The sequence below is a fragment of the Pseudomonas sp. Fl4BN1 genome (genome assembly GCF_009908285.1).
Classification (GTDB): domain Bacteria; phylum Pseudomonadota; class Gammaproteobacteria; order Pseudomonadales; family Pseudomonadaceae; genus Aquipseudomonas.
This window is the reverse complement of the sequence record NZ_JAAARM010000043.1, coordinates 23,719-44,232: the sequence shown is the minus strand read 5'-3', so window position 1 is coordinate 44,232 and position 20,514 is coordinate 23,719. Positions and strand designations below refer to the sequence as shown.

Annotated in this window: 13 protein-coding genes; 5 read left to right on the top strand and 8 right to left on the bottom strand. The window is 62.5% G+C overall.

What is annotated here, in order from left to right; all coding sequences use genetic code 11:
• Positions 1 to 451: 451 nt before the first annotated feature.
• Positions 452 to 1,192, bottom strand: coding sequence for a TraX family protein (locus GV818_RS29735; RefSeq protein WP_161778257.1), 741 nt, complete (start codon positions 1,190 to 1,192; stop codon positions 452 to 454).
• 100 nt (positions 1,193 to 1,292) lie between these two features.
• Between GV818_RS29735 and GV818_RS29730 the strand changes: the two genes are divergently transcribed.
• The 3 genes from GV818_RS29730 (at position 1,293) to GV818_RS29720 (ending at position 5,180) form a co-directional block, all read left to right on the top strand.
• The gene (locus GV818_RS29730; protein WP_161759914.1) at positions 1,293 to 2,333 is read left to right on the top strand and encodes a low specificity L-threonine aldolase; all 1,041 of its coding nucleotides are present in this window, start codon (positions 1,293 to 1,295) and stop codon (positions 2,331 to 2,333) included.
• 577 nt (positions 2,334 to 2,910) lie between these two features.
• Positions 2,911 to 4,356, top strand: a complete 1,446-nt coding sequence (locus GV818_RS29725; protein ID WP_161778256.1) for a purine-cytosine permease family protein — start codon at positions 2,911 to 2,913, stop codon at positions 4,354 to 4,356.
• Entirely contained in the window at positions 4,353 to 5,180 is an 828-nt protein-coding gene (locus GV818_RS29720; protein ID WP_161759912.1) for a nitrilase-related carbon-nitrogen hydrolase, read from the top strand. Before GV818_RS29725 ends, GV818_RS29720 begins: the two co-directional genes overlap by 4 nt.
• A 66-nt stretch (positions 5,181 to 5,246) precedes the next feature.
• On the opposite strand, the gene gbcB is transcribed toward GV818_RS29720, so the two are convergent.
• Entirely contained in the window at positions 5,247 to 6,347 is a 1,101-nt protein-coding gene (gene gbcB, locus GV818_RS29715) for a glycine-betaine demethylase subunit GbcB (protein WP_161759911.1), read from the bottom strand.
• A gap of 290 nt (positions 6,348 to 6,637) precedes the next feature.
• Between gbcB and gbcA the strand changes: the two genes are divergently transcribed.
• The gene (gene gbcA / locus GV818_RS29710) at positions 6,638 to 7,933 is read left to right on the top strand and encodes a glycine-betaine demethylase subunit GbcA (RefSeq protein ID WP_161759910.1); all 1,296 of its coding nucleotides are present in this window, start codon (positions 6,638 to 6,640) and stop codon (positions 7,931 to 7,933) included.
• A gap of 276 nt (positions 7,934 to 8,209) precedes the next feature.
• Here gbcA and GV818_RS29705 read toward each other — a convergent pair whose 3' ends face one another.
• Together GV818_RS29705 and GV818_RS29700 are read right to left on the bottom strand one after the other, a co-directional pair.
• Positions 8,210 to 8,722 (bottom strand): cytochrome C552, encoded by a 513-nt coding sequence (locus GV818_RS29705; protein WP_306108709.1) that lies wholly within the window; start codon positions 8,720 to 8,722, stop codon positions 8,210 to 8,212.
• A gap of 14 nt (positions 8,723 to 8,736) precedes the next feature.
• The gene (locus tag GV818_RS29700) at positions 8,737 to 9,972 is read right to left on the bottom strand and encodes a molybdopterin-dependent oxidoreductase (protein ID WP_161759909.1); all 1,236 of its coding nucleotides are present in this window, start codon (positions 9,970 to 9,972) and stop codon (positions 8,737 to 8,739) included.
• 342 nt (positions 9,973 to 10,314) lie between these two features.
• Here GV818_RS29700 and GV818_RS29695 point away from each other — a divergent pair, with 342 nt between their 5' ends.
• On the top strand, positions 10,315 to 11,217 hold the full coding sequence (locus GV818_RS29695) for a LysR family transcriptional regulator (protein WP_161759908.1): 903 nt from the start codon (positions 10,315 to 10,317) through the stop codon (positions 11,215 to 11,217).
• A gap of 63 nt (positions 11,218 to 11,280) precedes the next feature.
• On the opposite strand, the gene GV818_RS29690 is transcribed toward GV818_RS29695, so the two are convergent.
• The 4 genes from GV818_RS29690 to GV818_RS29675 all read right to left on the bottom strand — a co-directional run bounded on the left by GV818_RS29690 (position 11,281) and on the right by GV818_RS29675 (position 20,504).
• Positions 11,281 to 12,534 (bottom strand): metallophosphoesterase family protein, encoded by a 1,254-nt coding sequence (locus tag GV818_RS29690; protein WP_161759907.1) that lies wholly within the window; start codon positions 12,532 to 12,534, stop codon positions 11,281 to 11,283.
• Between the two features lie 47 nt (positions 12,535 to 12,581).
• The gene (locus GV818_RS29685) at positions 12,582 to 14,450 is read right to left on the bottom strand and encodes a cytochrome c (RefSeq protein ID WP_161778255.1); all 1,869 of its coding nucleotides are present in this window, start codon (positions 14,448 to 14,450) and stop codon (positions 12,582 to 12,584) included.
• A 52-nt stretch (positions 14,451 to 14,502) separates the two neighbouring features.
• A complete protein-coding gene (locus GV818_RS29680; protein ID WP_161778254.1) occupies positions 14,503 to 17,955 on the bottom strand; it encodes a GMC oxidoreductase in 3,453 nt (1,150 codons plus the stop codon).
• 1,778 nt (positions 17,956 to 19,733) lie between these two features.
• Positions 19,734 to 20,504: an electron transfer flavoprotein subunit beta gene (locus GV818_RS29675; RefSeq protein WP_161759904.1), complete on the bottom strand. Its 771-nt coding sequence runs from the start codon at positions 20,502 to 20,504 to the stop codon at positions 19,734 to 19,736.
• Positions 20,505 to 20,514 lie beyond the last annotated feature (10 nt).

Sequence of the window (20,514 nt, the reverse complement as noted above, 5' to 3'; positions counted from 1 at the left end):
GCCCCCTTCGCCGGCAAGCCGGCTCCTACAAACACCGCGCGCCTCCCCCCTCCGTAGGAGCTGGCTTGCCAGCGAAGAGGCCCTCAAGCCCTGCGCAAATCCCGCCGCCGCCTTCGCCGGCAAGCCGGCTCCTACAAAAGCCGCGCGCCTCCCCCCCTCCGTAGGAGCTGGCTTGCCAGCGAAGAGGCCCTCAAGCCCTGCGCAAATCCCAGCGACGCCTTCGCCGGCAAGCCGGCTCCTACAAAAGCCGCGCACCTCCCCCCCTCCGTAGGAGCTGGCTTGCCAGCGAAGAGGCCCTCAAGCCCTGCGCAATTCCCAGCGACGCCTTCGCCGGCAAGCCGGCTCCTACAAAAGCCGCGCGCCTCCCCCCTCCGTAGGAGCTGGCTTGCCAGCGAAGAGGCCCTCAAGCCCTGCGCAATTCCCAGCGACGCCTTCGCCGGCAAGCCGGCTCCTACAGGGATGCACGCAGGGCCAGCAGAAAAAGAAAATGCAGGGGGTACAGTCCATACGCCCAACGGCGCATCGCCGGCACCGTACAACCGCGCAGTACGCGCAATAGCAACACGCCCAGCAGCGGCGCCAGCAGACAGGCGGCAATACCGTAAGTCGCTACCTGATTGCCCAGGCGCACCGCTGGGAACAAGGTTTGCCACTGGTTGGCCGCCAGGCACAGTACCCCGGGCAGTAGGCTGTAATACCAGGGACGACGAATCACCAGCACCAGGGCCAGCGGCAGCAAGACACCGAATGCACCGAACATCAGGTGCTGGGAAAACACCAGCGCCAGCAGCAACGCCAGGAGCCCCAGCCCGATCGCCAGGCCGTCGCGCCGTTGCCAGCCCCGGGCGACCAGTAAACCCAGGGCAAGAGTCGGCAGGACATTCAGCGTGTCGGGGTCGGGAATGAACAAGCGATAGGGAATCTCACTGAGCCCACTGAATAACAGCAGCCAGCCCAGGTAACGCCATTGTCCGGCCTGAGGGTCGGTTTTATCGCCAACCCGCGTCAGGTTTACTGCCATCGCCAGACAGAACCAGGGAAACGCCAGGCGCCCTGGCACATACAGTCCATCCAGGTTCAGGCCCACATACCGCAGGTGGTCGAGGACCATGCTCAGCAGCGCCAGCCACTTCAGCGCATCCAGCGCCCCATCGCGCTGGCGGGTATTGGGCTTCAGCATCGCATCACGCATAAATCCTTATAGGCCATGCATTATTCCCGCATAAACAGGACGTGTGCTCGGCCATTATTCTTGGGTAAAGTGCGCACCATCATCGACCACGGAGCCGGCCATGACCGACAAGAGCCAACAATTCGCCAGCGACAACTACTCCGGCATCTGCCCCGAAGCCTGGGCCGCCATGGAGCAGGCCAATCACGGCCACGAGCGCGCTTACGGCGACGATCAGTGGACCGCTCGCGCCTCGGATCATTTCCGCAAACTGTTCGAAACCGACTGCGAAGTGTTCTTCGCCTTCAACGGCACCGCCGCCAACTCCCTGGCCCTGTCGTCGCTGTGCCAGAGTTACCACAGCGTGATCTGCTCGGAAACCGCCCACGTCGAAACCGACGAATGCGGCGCCCCGGAGTTTTTCTCCAACGGCTCCAAGCTGCTGATCGCCGGCACCCACAACGGCAAGCTGACCCCGGAATCGATCCGCGAGGTCGCTCTCAAGCGCCAGGACATCCACTACCCCAAGCCACGGGTGGTGACCCTGACCCAGGCCACCGAAGTGGGCAGCGTGTATACCCCGGAAGAAGTCCGCGCCATCAGCGCCACCTGCAAGGAACTGGGGCTGAACCTGCACATGGACGGCGCGCGCTTCTCCAACGCCTGCGCGTTCCTTGGCTGCACGCCAGCAGAGCTGACCTGGAAAGCCGGGGTCGACGTGCTGTGCTTTGGCGGTACCAAGAACGGCATGGCGGTCGGTGAAGCGATCCTGTTCTTCAACCACAAGCTGGCGGAAGACTTCGACTACCGCTGCAAGCAGGCCGGGCAACTTGCCTCGAAAATGCGCTTTCTCTCGGCGCCTTGGGTTGGCTTGCTGGAACATGACGCCTGGCTCAAGTACGCCCGCCATGCCAACCACTGCGCGCAACTGCTGGCCAAGCTGGTGGAAGACATCCCGGGTGTCGAGCTGATGTTCCCGGTGCAGGCCAACGGCGTATTCCTGCAACTCTCGGAACCGGCGATTGCCGCGCTAACCGCCAAGGGCTGGCGCTTCTATACTTTCATCGGCAAGGGCGGTGCGCGCTTCATGTGCTCCTGGGACACCGAGGAAGAGCGCGTGCGCGAACTGGCAGCGGACATCCGCACCGTGATGAGCGCCTGACCCGCAAGCCAGGCGCCGATCTCGCCGACGCCTTCGCCGGCAAGCCGGCTCCTACAAGGGCCCGCGCCAGCTCCCCTCCCGTAGGAGCTGGCTTCCCAGCGAAGAGGCCCGCAAGCCAGGTGTCGATCTCGCCGACGCCTTCGCCGGCAAGCCGGCTCCTACAAGGGCCGTACCCTCTCCCCTCCCGTAGGAGCTGGCTTGCCAGCGAAGAGGCCCGCAAGCCAGGCGTCGATCTCGCCGACGCCTTCGCCGGCAAGCCGGCTCCTACAAGGGCCGTACCCTCTCCCCTCCCGTAGGAGCTGGCTTGCCAGCGAGGAGGCCCGCAAGCCAGGCGTCGATCCCGCCGACGCCTTCGCCGGCAAGCCGGCTCCTACAAGGCCCCGCGCCAGCTCCCCTCCCGTAGGAGCTGGCTTGCCAGCGAAGAGGCCCGCAAGCCCGGCGTCGATCCCAGCAACGCCTCCTCCGGCCGCCATCAGTTCACAGATTCCTGAACTGATTATTTGCCTCCACTGATTCAACAACCGCGGCGTATGTCCGAGACTCCCGGGTCGACCTATAAAAACAAGGCAATGACCCCATGACGATCCAGTCTTGCGTCACCGAGAGAGCCTCGCCTGCGACCCTCAAGATCGAAACCCGCTCCATCGACTACGTGCCGCGCAACGAGCGTCACGGCAAGGTCTGGCACCAGGGACCCTTCTGGTTCACCGGCAACTTTGTACTCACCACCATGGTCACCGGCTTTACCGGTGCCGCCCTGGGCCTGAGCCTGCAATACGCGATCCTGGCGATCGTCATCGGCGTCTGCCTGGGCACCTTCTGCATGGCCTTCCACGCCAACCAGGGCCCACGCATGGGCCTGCCGCAGATGATCCAGTCCCGCGCCCAGTTCGGCCTGCGCGGCGCCATCGTGCCCTTCACTGCGGTGGTGTTCGTCTACATCGGCTTCAACGTGTTCAACGTGATTCTCGCCACCGATGCCATCAACACGGTGATTCCCGGCGCTCGCGCGCCCTGGTACACCTTGATGATCGCCGTGGCGGTACTGATCGCGGTGATCGGCCATGACCTGCTGCACACCGTGCAGCGCTGGCTGACCTACGTGATGATCAGCGTGTTTGCGGTGCTCACCGTCAGTGCCCTGCTGACCCTGCAGGCCGACGCCGCCGTGGCCAACGCGCATTTCTCCTGGTCGGCATTCCTGATCCAGCTGTCGGCCGCCGCCGGCTACCAGATCAGCTATTCGGTGTATGTCTCCGACTACTCGCGCTATCTGCCGCACCAGACCCCATCGCGCCAGGTGATTTTCTGGACCTACCTGGGCGCCGCCGGTTCGGCCCTGTGGCTGATGTCCCTTGGCGCCTTCCTGGCCTCGGCCCTGCCTTCGCCCGACGCCATCGCCAGTGTGCGTGAAGTCGGCAACCAGGTGATTCCAGGCTTCGGCACCTTCACCGTGCTGATCGCGGTGCCGGCGCTGGTGGGCATCATGGCGGTCAACTGCTACGGCGCGATGCTCACCGGCATCAGCGCCATCGACGGCTTCAAGTCGATCAAGCCCAACCTCAAGAGCCGGGTGGTCGGCATCCTGCTGGTGGCGGTGGTGATCTTCCTGATCGCGATGAACATTCCCGAGAGCTACCTGGGCAGCTTCAATACCTTCGTGCTGCTGATGCTGTATTTCCTCGTGCCCTGGACCGCCGTCAACCTCGCGGACTTCTACCTGGTGCGCAAAGGCAAATACGCCATCAGCGACATCTTCAACTCCGCCGGGATCTACGGCCGCTGGTCCAAGGCCGGTCTGCTGGCTTACTTCCTCGGGTTACTGGCAATGGTGCCGTTCATGTCCCTGAGCTTCTATCAGGGCCCGCTGTCCGTGGCCCTGGGCGGCGCCGACATTGCCTTTGTGATTGGCCTGCTGGTGGCCTGCCTGGTTTACTGGGTGCTGACCCGCAACCTCGACCTGGAAGCGGAACGCCTGGCCATCAAGGCCAGCGAACAACAGCTTGAAGGAGGCACGCAATGATCCCTCAGCCATCCCTGAAAGTGGCCTGCCAGCAGTTGGCGCCACGGGTCGGCGACCTGGACTACAACCGCAGCTTGAGCGCTGCGGCGATCCGTCAGGCCGCCGCCCGCGGCGCCCAGGTAGTGGTGCTGCCGGAACTGGTGCAAAGCGGCTATGTGTTCAACGACCTGGCGGAGGCCCTGGCGCTCTCGGAAACCCTCGACGGGCCAACCCTGAGCCTGTGGAAAACCCTTGCCGAGGAACTGCAGGTGGTGATCGTCGGTGGCTTCTGCGAGCGCCTGGACGAAGGCCAGGTGGCCAACAGTGCCGCGCTGGTCGAACCGGAAGGAACGCTGACGGTGTATCGCAAGGCGCACCTGTGGGACCGGGAGAACCTGATCTTCACTGCCGGTGAAGAACCGCCGCCGGTGGTGGCCACTCGCTTCGGGCCGATTGCGATGATGATCTGCTACGACCTCGAGTTTCCCGAGTGGGTGCGCCTGCCGGCGCTGGCCGGAGCCGCCCTGCTGTGTGCGCCGGTGAACTGGCCGGATGGCCCGCGCCCGGCCGGCGAGCGCCCGGCGGAGATGGTCCGGGTGCAAGCCAACGCAGCGGTCAACCGGATGTTCATTGCCGCTTGCGATCGCTGTGGCGAGGAACGGGGAGTGAGTTGGGTCGGTGGCTCGACCATTGTCGATGCCGACGGTTACCCCCTGGCCGGCAAGGATCGGCAAACCACCGAGCAGCTGCTGCTGGCGGACCTGCCCCTGGCCGATGCCTGGCACAAGTCCATCAGCGAACATAACCACGTGCACCTGGACCGCCGGCCGGCGTTGTATCAGTAGCCGGGAACCGCATGGTCGTTGTTCACCGGCCAGCCGGCTCCGATACCGGAGCCGGCCGGCCAGCGATCAGAACTCCACCCGCACGTCGCCCTTGGGCACGCTGCAGCAGGACAGGATGTAGCCTTCGGCTTCGTCTTCCTCGGTGATCCCGCCGTTGTGCTCCATTTCCACCTCGCCTCCCAGCTTGAGCACCTTGCAAGTGCCACAGATGCCCATGCCACAGGCCTTGGGGATCATCAGGCCGAGCTTGGCCGCCGCGGCGTGCACGGTTTCCCCCGGGGCCACGCGAATGCTCTTGCCGGAGGTGGTGAACTCCACCTGATGCAGGTCGGCAACATCCACTTCCGGCGCTTCGGCGGCCTGTTCGGCATGCTCCACGGCGTCGGCCCGGGCTTCGGCCGGGGTCGCGCCGAAGGATTCCTCGTGGTAGCGCGTCATGTCGAAACCGGCGGCTTCCAGCAGGCGCTTGACCGCACTCATGTAGGGCGTAGGCCCACAGCAGAACACTTCACGCTCAAGGAAGTCGGGAGCCATCAGCTCCAGCATCTTGTGGTTCAAGTAACCGCGGTAACCGGCCCAGGGCTCGCCCAGGCCGTGTTTCTCGCAGATCAGGTGCAGGCTGAAGTTATCGATCCGCGACGCCATGTGCTCCAGCTCGCGGTGGTAAATGATGTCCTTGGGTGAGCGGGCGCTGTGGATGAACACCATATCGACATTGCCGTTGGTGTCGTAGAACCAGCGCGCCATGGACATCACCGGGGTGATGCCGACGCCGCCACTGAGATAGAGGATCTTCGGCGCGGGAAAGTCGATCGCGTTGAACAGCCCCACCGGCCCGTGTACCGCCAGCTCCTGGCCTTCATGCAGGGTGTCGTGCAGCCAGTTGGAAACCTTGCCCCCGGGCACCCGCTTGATGGTCACCGAAAAGCTGTAGGGCACCGACGGCGAGCTGGAGATGGTGTAGGAGCGCATCACCGGCAGGCCTTCGATCTCCAGTTCCAGGGTGACGAACTGCCCCGGTTTGAAGAAGAACATGATCGGCTGGTCGGCCATGAAGCAGAAGGTCCGCACATCCCAGGTTTCCTGGATGACTTTGACGCAACGGACGATGTGACGGCCGTTGGCCCAGGTCTGGGTGGTTACCGGGTTGAGGAAGGTGTTGGACATGCTGTTCTCCACGGCCGACGGTCGGCGTCTTGTCAGCGATTCTGCGTAAGGCGCCTGGCGCCCATTTATCTATCTGCGACATTCACATGCTTATCGCGACCAGCCCCCGTTTACAGGGGCGCAAGCGTCGGGAACAGATTGGGCCATGTCGCCCATGGATAAGGTTAAAGACGCCTGCGGACCCACACTCGCCTCAACCACGACAGCCGATTTTTCGTGACTTGCGTAGCACCCACCGTAGCCACTATTCAATTCGCCGGCCGCACCGAACGGCCATGAGGACTTTAACGATGGACGTCACCGCAACCCTGAGCTTGGGCGATCCACTGGAACCTGCACGCAAGGCCACTGCACAGATGCTGCAGGAACGCGAGCGGACCTACTCCCTGCCGCAACCGTTCTACTGCGATGAAAGGCTGTTCGATATCGATATGCAGGAGATCTTCCAGAAAGAATGGTTGATTGCCGGCATGACCTGCGAGATTCCCACCAAGGGCAACTACATCACCCTGCAGATCGGCAAGAACCCGATCATCGTCATCCGCGGCGCCGACGGCGTGGTCCATGCCTTCCACAACGTCTGCCGCCACCGCGGCTCGCGCCTGTGCACCAGCGACAAGGGCAAGGTGGCCAAGCTGGTCTGCCACTACCACCAGTGGACCTACGAGCTGGACGGGCGCCTGCTGTTCGCCGGCACCGAGATGGGCGCCGACTTCGACATGAAGCAGTACGGCCTGAAACCGGTGAACGTGAAGACCGCCGGCGGCTACATCTTCATCTCCCTGGCCGAGAACCCGCCGGCCATCGATGACTTCCTGGCGACCCTGGCCCATTACATGGAGCCTTACGACATGGAGAACACCAAGGTGGCGGTGCAGACCACCTTGCACGAAAAGGCCAACTGGAAGCTGGTGCTGGAGAACAACCGCGAGTGCTACCACTGCGGCGGCTCGCACCCGGAACTGCTGAAAACCCTGCTGGAGTGGGACGACGTCACCGACCCGCGCGCCGACCAGGCGTTCAAGGACCACGTGGCCGCTTCCGCTGCCGCCTGGGAAGCCGAGAAGATCCCTTACGCCCATGCCAGTTTCGGCCTGCGCAACCGTATCGTGCGCATGCCGCTGCTCAAGGGCACCGTGTCCATGACCCTGGACGGCAAGCAGGGCTGCGCCAAGCTGATGGGCCGGATCAAGAACCCGGACCTGGGCTCGATGCGCATCCTGCACCTGCCGCACTCGTGGAACCACTGCATGGGCGATCACATTATCGTGTTCACCGTGTGGCCCATCAGCGCCCAGGAAACCATCGTCACCACCAAGTGGATCGTGCACAAGGACGCGGTGGAAGGCGTGGACTACGACGTCGAGCGCATGCGCCAGGTGTGGGACGCCACCAACCAGCAGGACCGGCGCCTGGCGGAAGAAAACCAGCGCGGCATCAACTCCACCGCCTACCAGCCCGGGCCCTACTCCAAGACCTATGAGTTCGGCGTGGTCAACTTCGTCGACTGGTACAGCGAGCGCTTGTTGAACAACCTCGGTGCAGAACCGGCGCCTTATCTCAAGGGCGTGCCGGTTCACGGCTGAGGCTTTCCTGCAGGAGCGAGGCTGCTCGCTCCTGCAGGGGACTTGCACCATGAAATGTGATCGGGTGGACCTCGCCACAACTCGGCTGCGAGCGGTTGAAATCGTCCACACGAGCATCCCGGCATACGGACAGTGCTGCTAAGGCGCCGCCTCAGGTTGCCCGAGGATAAATTCGCTCAAGGTCTTGAGCTGCACCTCACTCAGGGTCGAGAAAGGCGGCATCGGGATCGCCCCCCAGCGCCCCACGCCGCCCTCACGAATATGCTCGACGAGTGTCTACACGCCCTTGGGATCGTTACGGTAACGTTCGGCGACTGCCTGATAGGCCGGGCCGACCACCTGGCGATCAATGGCATGACAACCGAGGCAACCGTTGGCATTGAGCAGGCCCATGGCGCCCTGCTGGGCTCCGCCCTGCACTCCTGCCACTGGCGGCTCAGCGACCTTGGCACGGGGTTTTCCCGAGTAGGTATCCGCCAGGTAGGCGGCAATCGCATCCCCTTCTTGATCATCGATCGGCGCACCGAACGCATGCTGCATTTTGGCAACCTCGTTGTGCCACTGTTGCTGGCTCATGCCAGGGGGCTGCAACTGGATATAGTCCGCTGAATGGCAAATGCTGCATTTGGCATTGGCAATGGCATAACCCGGTAAGGATGAAGGCTCGAAGCGAGCTGTTTCTGGTGGCAACTCGATGCTCAGTGATTCAGCCCAGCTCATCTGTGAGCGCGACAGCAAAACAGCCGCGGCCAATAGGGCGATGACCACGACGTAACGAACTCTATTCATGGAATCAGACCCTTTCAGATGATGTGCAATGGCAGCGATTCGATGGAGTGCCGGGCATAACCACCGGGGTTCCAGGTCGGCGTCGCTGGCTGGGTCTGACCTTGGACATTGCGCGCTCGTACCAGCAGCTGGACGATACCGCGCTGGCGCGGCCTCCAGTCCGCCAGCCATTCGCGAAACGAATAGACCCCCAGGTTTTCACCCAGGCGGGTGGCCTGCCAGGTCCGGCCGTTGTCGTCGGAGAACTCCACGCTCTGGATACCGGCACCGGCGCCGTCGAAGGCAATGCCACGCAAGGCTTGGGGCTGCCCCAACGGCAGGGATTGTCCACTGTGCACACTGGTGACGAACGAGCGTACCGGCAGTACGCCGATGGGGCGACTGGCCGTCAGTTCGCTACCCGGCGGTACACACTGGCAGTCGTTGTCTGGCACTCGATAGGCCTTACTCATGAAAAAGCCCTCGAAATCATGGTCAATGACTTCGATTTCACTCAGGTGCTTGATCCAGTAGGTGCCGTAGTAACCCGGCACGATCAGACGGATCGGATAGCCATTGAGGAAGGGCAGATCCTCACCGTTCATGCTCCAGGCAATCAACGGCTCCGGGGCCAGTGCATGGCCGATATCCAGCGCCTTGATCACCGCCGGCGTCGCAGGCAGGATCGGCTGGTCGAGGCCACGAACCGTTACCTGACGAGCATTGTCCTCAACCCCCGCATGCTCCAGCACCTTGCGCAGCGGCATGCCTACCCAGCGCGCGTTACCCATCGAGCCATGCCCCAGCTGCGCGCCAAAAACCCGGGGTTCGAAGTAACCGCGGCTGTTGCCGGAACACTGGTTCACTGCAACCACCTCCACCGGCTCGCCCAGTGCCTTAAGGGCTTGCAGGCTCAGGTCCAGCGGCTGGCGCACACAACCAGACACCTTCAAGCGATAGGTCTGCGAATCGATTCGGGTTGGAATATTGGCCAGGTGGTAGCGCACGAAAAAAGCATCATTGGGGGTCAACAGCCCCTGATTGAAAACCTCGAACGGGGTCTCCAGGTGCGGTGGACGGGTGGTGATGCGCATCAGTGGGCGTTTCTGCGGGTAGCTGATCAGCTCACGTTCGCCGTTGGCAAAAGGCTGTTGCTCCAGACTCGCGGCTAGCGCTTGCAAGGGTTGAGTGGCCAGACCAAGGCCTGCGAGAAAGCTCGCCTGCAGGAAGTGTCGGCGGTCAAGACCGCCGCGCTTGTCGAAGGGATTCATGGTGTGTCTCCGGATGGGCGACCCCGGCTCATGCCAGGATCAGAGGCGGGCAAAGGACGATCAACAAAACAGCCTGCGGGTCAATGCACAGCACGCCGCACCGGCAGACGGCGCAACAACGGGACGCAGGTCAATGAAAGGCCAAGTCGGCCCAGACAAGGCCCGGCAGCAGGCAAGAAAAGAGGCAGGAGACAATGGTCCGGTTGTCCGTTCCCGGTCTTGATGCAGAGGCTATCCATGGAATGTTTCTCTGGTGAGATCACGTAGAAACCTTAGTCCGACGCAGTAAATTTGTTAAATGGATAATTCCAGTATCAAATACCTGAAAAACAGGTAACGCTCATGGCCATCAGCTTCCGTCAGCTACAGATATTCTGTGCGGTCGCCCGTACCGGCAGCACGACCACCGCGGCAGAGTCCATCTCACTGTCGCAGTCCGCTACCAGCGCCGCCGTCAACGAGCTGGAAGCGCAACTTGGCAGCCGGCTATTCGAACGAGTAGGCAAGCGCCTGCACCTCAACGAAGTAGGCCGGGCCCTGCTGCCGCAGGCGCTGCGCTTGTTGGATGACGTGCATCAGTTGCAACAGCAGTTCGGCAGCGCTGCCAGCATGCCGGCCCATCTTGCAGTGGCGGCCAGCAGTACCATTGGCAACTACGTACTGCCGCGGCTGCTGGCCTCATTCCAGCAGGCCAATCCGAACACTCAGGTCAATATCACCATTGCCAACACCAGCACGGCGATCGAGCAGGTCCAGGGATTCGAGGCCGACGCAGGCCTGATCGAAGGACCGTGCCGTGCATCCCACCTGCTGGTGGAGCCCTGGCTTGAGGATGACCTGGTCCTGGTGGCGGCCCCCCTCCATCCATTGGCCAGCCAAGGCCGAGTGTCACTCGAAGCACTGCGCCAGACTCGCTGGTTGCTGCGCGAAGACGGCTCCGGCACGCGTGAGGAGGTCAACCACCTACTGCTGCCGCATCTGCACTATTTGCCGGACACCCTGGTGATGGGCGGCTCCGAGGCGATCAAGCACAGCGTGGCCGCAGGCCTGGGAATCAGCTGCCTGTCACGTTGGGTGGTCGAAGAGCAACTGGGCTCCGGCTCGCTGATCGCCCTCAGCAGTGACTTGCCCCGGTTGACGCGGCACTTTTATCTTCTGCGTCATCGCGACAAGTTCGTCTCACCCGCTCTCGAACGTTTCTGGAACTGTTGCCAGTCCTTCTCCAGCCCTCGAGCCCTCCCCTGAGCGGTTGATGGCCCCTGGATCATGGCTGTTGCAGCAGGCTGGACGCGGTTCTCGCCAGTCCGATCAACGCGTCCAACTCACCACTCCGTTCTCGCCAACAAACGTTTCGGTGATCGTTGCGCCCTGCAGCTTCGCCTTCAAGTAGCCATTGCGCACCCGCAGGGGGTAGTTCGGGTCATCCGCCGACAGCACTTCCGACCATTGCACCAGGGGGTTGCCTTGCAATTCGCGAGTGGGGCCGTAGGGAATCGCCCCATGGCCGATGCAGCGCCCGTACATGCCGCCGATGGGCGCATAGCAGATGGCATTGTGCAGGTGCCCCCAATACCAGTAATCCGGTGCACGCCCCAGGGCCGCCAATACTTGCCCGTACAGCACCGTCTGCTGCTGCCCGCTGATATCCAGCCCCTGATGATGACTGAGCAGCATGATCTTGCGCCCCTGCCCCTTGCTGGCGACCAGGTCCTTGAGCCATTGCTGCTGCGCCGGGCCCAGGTTGCCATCCATGTAGAGGTTCATCGCATCAGAGGCATAGGCGCTGTCCAGGCCGATGATCAGCCAGTGGCTATTGAACAGGGCGAAATAGCTCGTGCCTTGCTGCTTGGGAAACAACTCTGCGATCTCGGCGAAGTAGCCATGGGCGCCGCTGTACATTTCGTGATTGGAGTTGAGGCTGAATGAGCCCTGGGTGCCCTGGGGCCAGCCCGTGAGGTCGGCTTTTTCCTCGGTGCCGGTCCCGGCGTAATACACATCTCCCAGGTGGATGGTGAAGTCCGGCCGGTCCTGGGTGATCAGGTTCGCCACCCGCTGCGCCGCCGATTGGCTATCGAAGTACCCGGTGCCCCAGTCCCCGGCCATGTCCAGCAGCACGTCGTCAGCCATCTCGATCAGCGCCGGAGTGCTGCCGAACGGGGCGTGATCGCGCAGGTTCTCGATCCACTTGAGCAGGGCTTCGCTCCAGCGCAGGTCCAGCAACTCCCATTGGCGACAGCCCAGCAGGGTGCCGTCCTTCATCACCTGGGTCTGCAACTCGGCCACGCTCTGCGGCAACGGTGAGGCGTTGCCCAGGTGCAGCACCGACAGACCGTGGGCCAGTTCCCAGGGTACCGGGGGCTGGCCGGGGGGCAGGTCGCCATGGATGATCGCGTATTGCGCCTGGTCGTGGGCCCGTTGCAGCAGACTGACAATGGCCTCCAGCTCTTTGGGCTGGAGCTGGTTGCGGAGCTTTTTCCAGGCCAGGTCAAGCCTGGCGAACAGGCCGTCGACCCGGGCCTTGACCTGGTCGAACTCGTGCTCCACATCGCTTACTAATGACATATTGGCATCCCTCTTGATGGTCCATTGGCGCTGACGTCCCACGGGCGTCACAGGGTTTTCATGTATTCGATCAACTGCCATTTCTGCTGGTCGGACAGTTGCGTGCCATACCGATGGCCGCTGTTGCTGTTGCCTTCCAGGTGGGTGTCGTACCTGAAGTAGCCCGGCCCCTGCAGCGTCGGACCGCTGGTGATGAAGCCGACCTTTTGCGGGTCATAGACGTCCGAGCCGGTGAAGAACACCTGGGGTCGCAGTTCCGGTACCTGCAACAAGTCCCAGAGGCTCGGTACCGAGCCGTTGTGCAGGTAAGGGGCCCGCAGCCAGACACCGTCGGTGGGGGTATTGCTGTAGCTCTGGGTCTTGCGATAGGCGCTGAAGTCGAACGGCGGTTTCTTGAAGCCGTGGAAAGCCTGTACCAGCCCGGTGGTGAAGGAATCCAGGCGATGGGAGTCAGTGCCCAGTTCCTGGATATGGGTGGTGACCTGACCGGTGTCGGCCTTGCCGAAATCATGGCAACCGGCGCAATTGGCCTCCCACAGCGGCTTGCCTTGTGCAGCCTTGGCCTGATCGATGGGGAACGGCCAGGCCGGCGGCTGGTGCCCCAGCAACCATTGGGTGACCCGGTTGAAACTCTGCGGCAGCACCGACTCCGGTGTCGCCCCCACCGCCATCGCCGCCGCGTAGTTACGCTCGCGGATCTGGTTGTTGTTGCCATCCCAGTGCAGGTACATCGACTCCCTGGGCTTCTGGTTCCAGATCTGCGGCAAGTCCACGGTGCCAATGGTGGAGTCGTCGGGGAAACCGAACACCACCATCTTGGTCGGGTTGAAGGTGTCGGTGCGCCCCGGCCCCTGCTGCGGCCGCAGCTTCTGCCAGGCATAGTCCTGCTTCTGCTTGAGCAATGCGCTCTTGGCCATGGGGATGATCAGGTAACGGTTGTACAGGCGCTCGATAAAGCCCAGCTGGAACTTGGCGTTGATCGCATTCATCACCGCATCCACGGTGAATTTCGGATCGCTGGCGCAATCGTAGGCGAACCACTGGAACGCCTGGAGTTGCATGAGATTGGCCGGCGCGGTGGGCACGATCTGCGACACGTCATTGGCACTGGCTCGGTAGGCACCGGTGTGGCACAGGGCGCAGTTGGGCTCCACGGTGGGATAGCCCAATTGCCGCTTGGCCATGCCCACGGGCAGGTCCCTGCCATTCTCGTAGAGAAAGCCAAAGACCTCATAGCCGCCGGGACGGGGGAGTTTTTCCGGGCACATCTGCGGCAACACGGCGAACAGGTAGTAAGGGATGCGCGCCTCGATGCCAAGGCCGATGGCCGCGTACTTGAAGTGATCCTCATCGGAAGCTTCCACCGGCTGCGGCACTTCACGGAGCATGTTGACCCAGGTCTCGTATCCGACAAAGCCCAGCACCAGGAGGACCAGCAGCGCCCCCACGCGAAAGCTGTGCCGGCGCCAACACGCCGCCCAGCACTCGCACCAGGCGTGCAGGCCGGCACTGAGCAAGGCCCAGGGCCGATTGGCCGGATCGCAACCCAGGTACAGCAGGATGCCCAGGATCAGCAACATGCTCAGGTCGCCCATCAGCATGGGCACAAACACCTGGGATTGATTGCTGGTGTCGATCAGGTAGATCCAGAACGCCACGGCGATCAACCGGGACAACACGCACAGCCAGGAATGCACCACGAATCGCGGCGCGTTGAACCCCGAAGGCATGTAGAACAGGCTGATGCCCACCAGCAACATCCCGGCGTTTTCCAGCCAGGGATTGGAAAGCACCGGTGGCAGGCCGACCACCGCGGTCAGCAGTGCCGGGGCAAACAACGCTGGCAGGGCAAACACCATGTTCATGGCAATGCCCAGCCAGATAAAGCGTTGGAACCAACGAATATAAGTATTCATGTCAGCCTTCCCTAAGCATCCCTGTGCGCCGCGACGTTCGCTCCAGCAGCCGTCAGCCCTGGGCGGTCTTCTCCAGGTGCGCGAGGATCAGCGGGTACACGTCGACCACCGCGTCCTTGCCGAAGATGCAGTCGATATGCCCATAACCCGGCACCACATGGCGGCTGAACAGTTCCGGGCCATGCAGCTGGCACAGGCGCTCATAGGTCTTCTGGGTGCTTTGCGGCAAGTAGCACTGGTTGTCGGCGCCGCTGATAAAGCAGATCGGCAACTTCAGCCGGTCGAAATGCGGCATGTAGACGTCGCGCCCCTTGAAATCCACCAGGTGGCCCTTGCGGCAGATCAGTGCCAGGTGCTCCAGGGTCTGGATGTTCGACTCGCCGAACAGCTCGTGCAGGTTGTCGTGCAGGGTCTGGTTGAGGGTGTCGTGGCGGTACAGCGAGGCGTACATGAAGGTCACGCGGTGACACACTGGGTTGGTGCAGTAACCCTGGGCCTCGATCCGCGCGTAACCATTGAGGGCCTTGTCGTAGAGCTTGTTGAACCAGCTCTCCTTACTGTCGGCATAGGCCGTCAACGACTTGATGCCAATGGCATCGAGCACGCCGGGCAGATGCAACCCGGCCTTGATCCCGGTTGCAGTGGCGACCACGGTGTCGGCGGCGATCTGCGAGCAGACTACCGAACGCACGTCCTGCAGGCCCGCCAGCAGCGACATGAAGAAGGTGGTGGCGCCATAGCAATGCACCACGCATTGCACATCCCGCGCCCCAGTGGCTTGCTTGACCTGGCTGATGGCGGCCTTGAAGTCATAGGCGGCAATCTGGTCGCCATTGCACTCCTGCTTGCTCGCCGGCAGCAGGATGCTGACCCGGAAATCCAGGAGCCAGACGTCATAGTAGTGCTTGCACAGGTACTCCAGCAGGTTGCTCTGGATGGTATCGGTGGAAAAGATGTTGGACCCCACGCCCAAACCATGGACCAGCATCACCGGGCCTTTGCTGCCGGCTTGGTAGCGGGTCAGGCGCAGTTGCACCTGGTCTTCGGTTTCGAAGAAATGCACGGTCGGCACCGGCGCATCCAGGGGCCGCCTGATCCGCGGTGGCGCGTCGGGGTTGAAGTAGATGTCCCCGGCGAACACCCCGCCGTAGCTCTCCCAGAGGATCCCGGCGAAGAACTTGCCGAAGCGCGCCAGGCCTTCGATGCGCTCACGCTCGTTGCGTGCATTGAGCACTTTCATGGTGGTCATCTGCTTGGCGAAGTCCGCCGGCAGGATGTGCATCACCCCGGACCCCAACACGGGACCGTTCTTGTCCGTCCCCCGGTAAAGGGTCACGTAGAGGGTGCTGGTGTCGGGCCAGATGTTCAGCACGCCGTGGTCTTCGGGCACGGTCTTGAAGGCGCTGAAGTAATAGTCGTTGCCGTCTTCGGCAGTCAGGCGCATGTCGTAGTTCATGTGGCGCACGCCAACCTGCTGCTGATACTCCTCGAACAGATTGAACACACCATGGCTGGCCACCAACGGCTGCGCCGATAATCCCGGAGCGTTGAGGGTGCCCACCAGGGTCGCGGCGTGCTCCGGCTCCTTGATCATGCGGTTGAGGTCATCGGCGGTGATGGTCAGGGTGAATTCGATCGGCGAGTTTTCCGTTTCGCCACGCTTGGCCGCTTCCTGGTACAGATTGAGGTCGGTGCCCTGGGGCTGAGTGAAGGCGCTGGAGAAATAGCCCTTCATGGTTTCAGTGAACTGCACGCCCAGGGTCGGCGCCGGCACCGCCTTGCTGGGGGCCGATGGCAGTCGATAGTCGATCTGCCAGCCGCGATCCTCTGCCAGCAGGCGCATGTTGCGCTCGCTGACCGCGGAAATGGTCAGCAGCGGGTTGACCGCCAGCGAGGTAGGAATCACTGCGCCGTCGGCCACGTACAACCCGGGATAAACCTCGCTGCCGCTGCTGGCGCTGAACACCTGTCCCTTGTGATTGACCACGCCCTGTCCAGCGTCCTCGCCCATCACGCAGCCGCCCAGCGGATGCACCGAGACAATGCTGTGCTTGAGCAGTTGGGTCCAGATCGGGTTCTCCACCCAGATTCCGCCCAGGGCCTTGGTGCTCTGGTACAGGCGCTCGTTGCCGAGGATCACGTTGGGCTGTTCGCCGACGCCCGGCCAGTCGATGCGCAGTTGATCCTGAGCGTCGAGCACCATGCGCCCGCGGCCATTGTCATGACTCATGATCAGGTAGGTCTGCATGTTGTGCAGCGCGCCGTGATACGGCCCGCGCAGAAAGCTTTCGGCCTCGCGCTCCTTGTACCCCAGCTTGGCGCCGAAGCTATCGTCAGTGGCCTTGCCCAGGGTGCCGGCGAACAACGCCATGCTCGGTACCATGGCCCGCCCCAGTGCACCGGGAATCGAGCCTTCCTCGATGACCATGCGACTGCGCCAGTCGCCTTCGGTGCGCATGTCGATAATCGAGGTGATACACGGCCCCACAGGCTCCAACTCGCTGGCCGAGTGAGTGCCAAAGCCAATGCCGTTGATGGTCTGCTCACAGTTGTGGCCAAAGCCGAGGATGTCGCCATTGCCACTCATGTGCTCGCCCAACTGCGCCGAAGTGGCCAGGCCCTTGGCCCGGGAACGCAGGAGGATTTCGGTAGAGCCCAGGGTGCCGGCGGACAACACGACGATATCGGCCTTGACGAACAGGGTCGGCGCCGAGAACTTTTCGCGGCCGCTGTCCAGGTACTGGAAGTGCACGATCCAGCCGTCGCCGTCGCGCTCCAGGTAACGCACCTCGGCCTGGCAGAAAATTTCTGCCCCATGATTGCTGGCGTCCGGCAGGTAGTTCATCAGGGTGGTGTTCTTGGCCTTGTTGTTACAACCCGAGACGCAGTCACCGCATTGGTTGCAGGGCAGTTGCTCGACCCCGACATGGTTGAGGTTGTTCGCCAGTTTGGCGAAGTTCACGTTGATCGGTGGCTTGTAGAAGTGCGCGCCCTGCTGGAGAAACTCCGCAGACTTGCGGTGGGCCTGGAGCTTGGCCAAGGTCGGCGCTGAATCGGGATAAGGCGTGGGCTTGAGCATTTCCCGGGCCCGGGCATAACCCTCCTTGAGCAGGGTGTCACGGTGTTCACGTACCGCTTGCGGCCAACGCGGATCGTCGAACACCCCGGGTTCGGGTTCCAGGGCGACGTTGGCATTGATCAGCGAGGTGCCTCCCAGGCCGCAGCCGACCACTACGTTCTGCTGGGCATTGACGTGCAGGTCGAAGAGCCCGGTGCGTGAGCCGATGTGGCCCTCGGGGTCATGCACCTGCAACTCCTCGGTGGCAGTCGCCAGGGTGTTGGGGTACTCGCCGGGCTGCATCTCCCGCCCCCGTTCCAGCAGGCACACCCGCCGCCCGGCACGGGACAAGCGGGAGGCAGCGATACCACCGCCATAACCCGAGCCAATAACGATAACGTCGTAGTGTTCCTGGATCTCGCTGATGGGGGTCGCGATCCGAGTCATGACGGGGTTCCTCTCAGGCAGGCGGGGCAACTCTGGGGTTGCCTCTAATGGGTAAAGCCGATCAGGCGCCAGGCAGCCGAACAGGCAAGCCTGTGCGCCAGAAACATAGGAGGTGGAGTCAATGGTGAGGGTGCAGCCAACAATCCGCCGATAGGGTTATGAGCGTGCGCGCTGGTTGGTGGTACGACGACGGGTGCGTCTAGGAAGGGAAGTCCAAGCCGGGGAAACCTGCGATACACGACAGTCCATTGCCTGCGCCCCCTGATCCGGATGTGGATAAGTAACTGCTAAGTCCTTGTGGAGTCAGTGAAGACAGGCCACTTGGCGCTGTCAAGAAAGCCATTAGAACTGTATGAAATTTGATCTATTGCCGCACACGCTATGGATTACAAGGGATGCAGCCTTCAGCAAACATGTTATCCACAGCTTGACCCACAGCAACTGTGGGCAAGTGCCCGACGCTTAGGGATATTTCATCGGACAACCCCAAGAAAATCCGTGACTTATAGGAAAACAGCAGTTTTCGCCGCACTTGATCAATATTTGAACAATCATCTGCAAGCCACGTCTTTAAAGGCGCCCAGCGGAAGGCGAACACCTTATCCACAGAACGGCCAACAGACTTTGGGGGCAACTGCAGCCGAGAACGGCAAGCACTGTGGAAAACCCCTGAAAGCCACGAATCGTCGGGGCTTTACCTGGATTATCGACAGAAAAGAGGGTGTTTGAGTGTTTTTTGATCAACCCTATGAAACACCCGATCTGCAAGGCCTGCAGCGCTAAGCGAACATCTTATCCACAGAAGCACCAACAGACTTTGGGGGCAAGTGTTGTGCAAAAGTCCTTTCGGATATTTCTCTACCCTGGAAAAAAAGCCATAAAAATCGCCAGCTTAGGCTGTTCAAATTTCGTACAGATGGCTGCAGGGCTTGTTCCACATGGGCTTGAGCAAGGCGCGAACACCTTATCCACAGGTACGCACACAGGGATTGTGAGTAACCCCAGCGCTACTCTTGCGAAAGCGGGCTTGCCAGCGAACGGCGCTACCGAGCTGTGCAAAACCTTGGCGGCCCCTTCGCCGGCAAGCCGGCTCCTACGCTGGGTGCAAGCGCGATTTCCCTTGTAGGAGCTGGCTTGCCAGCGAACAGCGCTACCGAGCTGTGCAAAACCTTGGCGGCCCCTTCGCCGGCAAGCCGGCTCCTACGCTGGGTGCAGCCGCGATTTCCCTTGTAGGAGCTGGCTTGCCAGCGAACAGCGCCGCCGAGCGGTGCAAAACCTTGGCGTCCCCTTCGCCGGCAAGCCGGCTCCTACGCTGGGTGCAAGCACGATTTCCCTTGTAGGAGCTGGCTTGCCAGCGAACAGCGCTACCGAGCTGTGCAAAACCTTGGCGTCCCCTTCGCCGGCAAGCCGGCTCCTACGCTGGGTGCAAGCGCGATTTCCCTTGTAGGAGCTGGCTTGCCAGCGAACAGCGCCGCCGAGCGGTGCAAAACCTTGGCGTCCCCTTCGCCGGCAAGCCGGCTCCTACGCTGGGTGCAAGCGCGATTTCCCTTGTAGGAGCTGGCTTGCCAGCGAACAGCGCCGCCGAGCGGTGCAAAACCTTGGCGTCCCCTTCGCCGGCAAGCCGGCTCCTACGCTGGGTGCAAGCGCGATTTCCCTTGTAGGAGCTGGCTTGCCAGCGAACAGCGCCGCCGAGCGGTGCAAAACCTTGGCGTCCCCTTCGCCGGCAAGCCGGCTCCTACGCTGGGTGCGCGGCTCGAGGTCTTTGCATGAACCTGAGTTCAGCGAACGACGCCTTCTTCGATGAGCAATTTGAGAATGGCTTCGGCGCCGGCTTCCGGGCTGACGCCCTTGAGTACCTGGCCGGTGCCGCCGCTGGCCTTGGCGGTGGCGGCCTTCATGCGATCCGCACCGCTCTTGGCCTTGATCACTTTCAGGCGCTTGGGCCGGGGCTTGGCCGGTTGCAGGCTGCTGGCTGTGAATAACTCGTCTTCCACCACCACGACCTGGTCTGCCTGCAACTCCCCGCGACGTGCCGGGCCATAGGCACTTTGGCGCGGCTTGGGCGCGGCGTTATCCACAGTGGCGAGGAACGGCAGGCGCACCTTCAGCCGACGCCGTTGCCCCCGGGGCAAGGCCTGCAGGACCAGGGCCACGCCATCGGCCAGGGACTCCACTTGTGCCAGCCCCACCACCAATGGCCAGCCCAGGTTCTCCGCCAGCAGGAACGGCAGCATGCCCGAACCTTCGCCGGTTTCCGCCTGGCTGCCAGTGAGCACCACTTGGGCGCCGGCCTGCCGCAGGTACTGGGTCAAGGCCGGCAGCGCATCGGCGCCCGCCGGTTGCTCGAGCACGTGCAACTGTTCCAGGCCCATGCCCAGGTAGGCGCGCAAGGCCGGTTCGGCGACGTCGCCGGCATGCAGCACCTGCAGCTGCTCGCCGGCCAGTTGCAGGCCCAGTTCCACGGCCCGGGCATCCTGCTCGGCCCGTCGCGGGCGGCCGGAAGTGGGGTGTGCACCAATCGATACCAGGCTGATCACATTGCTGTTCATAACACGTGTT

Coding starts and splice junctions, on each gene's coding strand:
- GV818_RS29720 (WP_161759912.1), top strand. CDS start 4,353: ATGATCCCTCAGCCATCCCTGAAAGTGGCCTGCCAGCAGTTGGCGCCA.
- GV818_RS29700 (WP_161759909.1), bottom strand. CDS start 9,972: ATGAATCCCTTCGACAAGCGCGGCGGTCTTGACCGCCGACACTTCCTG.
- GV818_RS29675 (WP_161759904.1), bottom strand. CDS start 20,504: ATGAACAGCAATGTGATCAGCCTGGTATCGATTGGTGCACACCCCACT.
- GV818_RS29695 (WP_161759908.1), top strand. CDS start 10,315: ATGGCCATCAGCTTCCGTCAGCTACAGATATTCTGTGCGGTCGCCCGT.
- GV818_RS29690 (WP_161759907.1), bottom strand. CDS start 12,534: ATGTCATTAGTAAGCGATGTGGAGCACGAGTTCGACCAGGTCAAGGCC.
- gbcA (WP_161759910.1), top strand. CDS start 6,638: ATGGACGTCACCGCAACCCTGAGCTTGGGCGATCCACTGGAACCTGCA.
- GV818_RS29680 (WP_161778254.1), bottom strand. CDS start 17,955: ATGACTCGGATCGCGACCCCCATCAGCGAGATCCAGGAACACTACGAC.
- GV818_RS29730 (WP_161759914.1), top strand. CDS start 1,293: ATGACCGACAAGAGCCAACAATTCGCCAGCGACAACTACTCCGGCATC.
- GV818_RS29725 (WP_161778256.1), top strand. CDS start 2,911: ATGACGATCCAGTCTTGCGTCACCGAGAGAGCCTCGCCTGCGACCCTC.
- GV818_RS29705 (WP_306108709.1), bottom strand. CDS start 8,722: ATGAATAGAGTTCGTTACGTCGTGGTCATCGCCCTATTGGCCGCGGCT.
- GV818_RS29735 (WP_161778257.1), bottom strand. CDS start 1,192: ATGCGTGATGCGATGCTGAAGCCCAATACCCGCCAGCGCGATGGGGCG.
- gbcB (WP_161759911.1), bottom strand. CDS start 6,347: ATGTCCAACACCTTCCTCAACCCGGTAACCACCCAGACCTGGGCCAAC.
- GV818_RS29685 (WP_161778255.1), bottom strand. CDS start 14,450: ATGAATACTTATATTCGTTGGTTCCAACGCTTTATCTGGCTGGGCATT.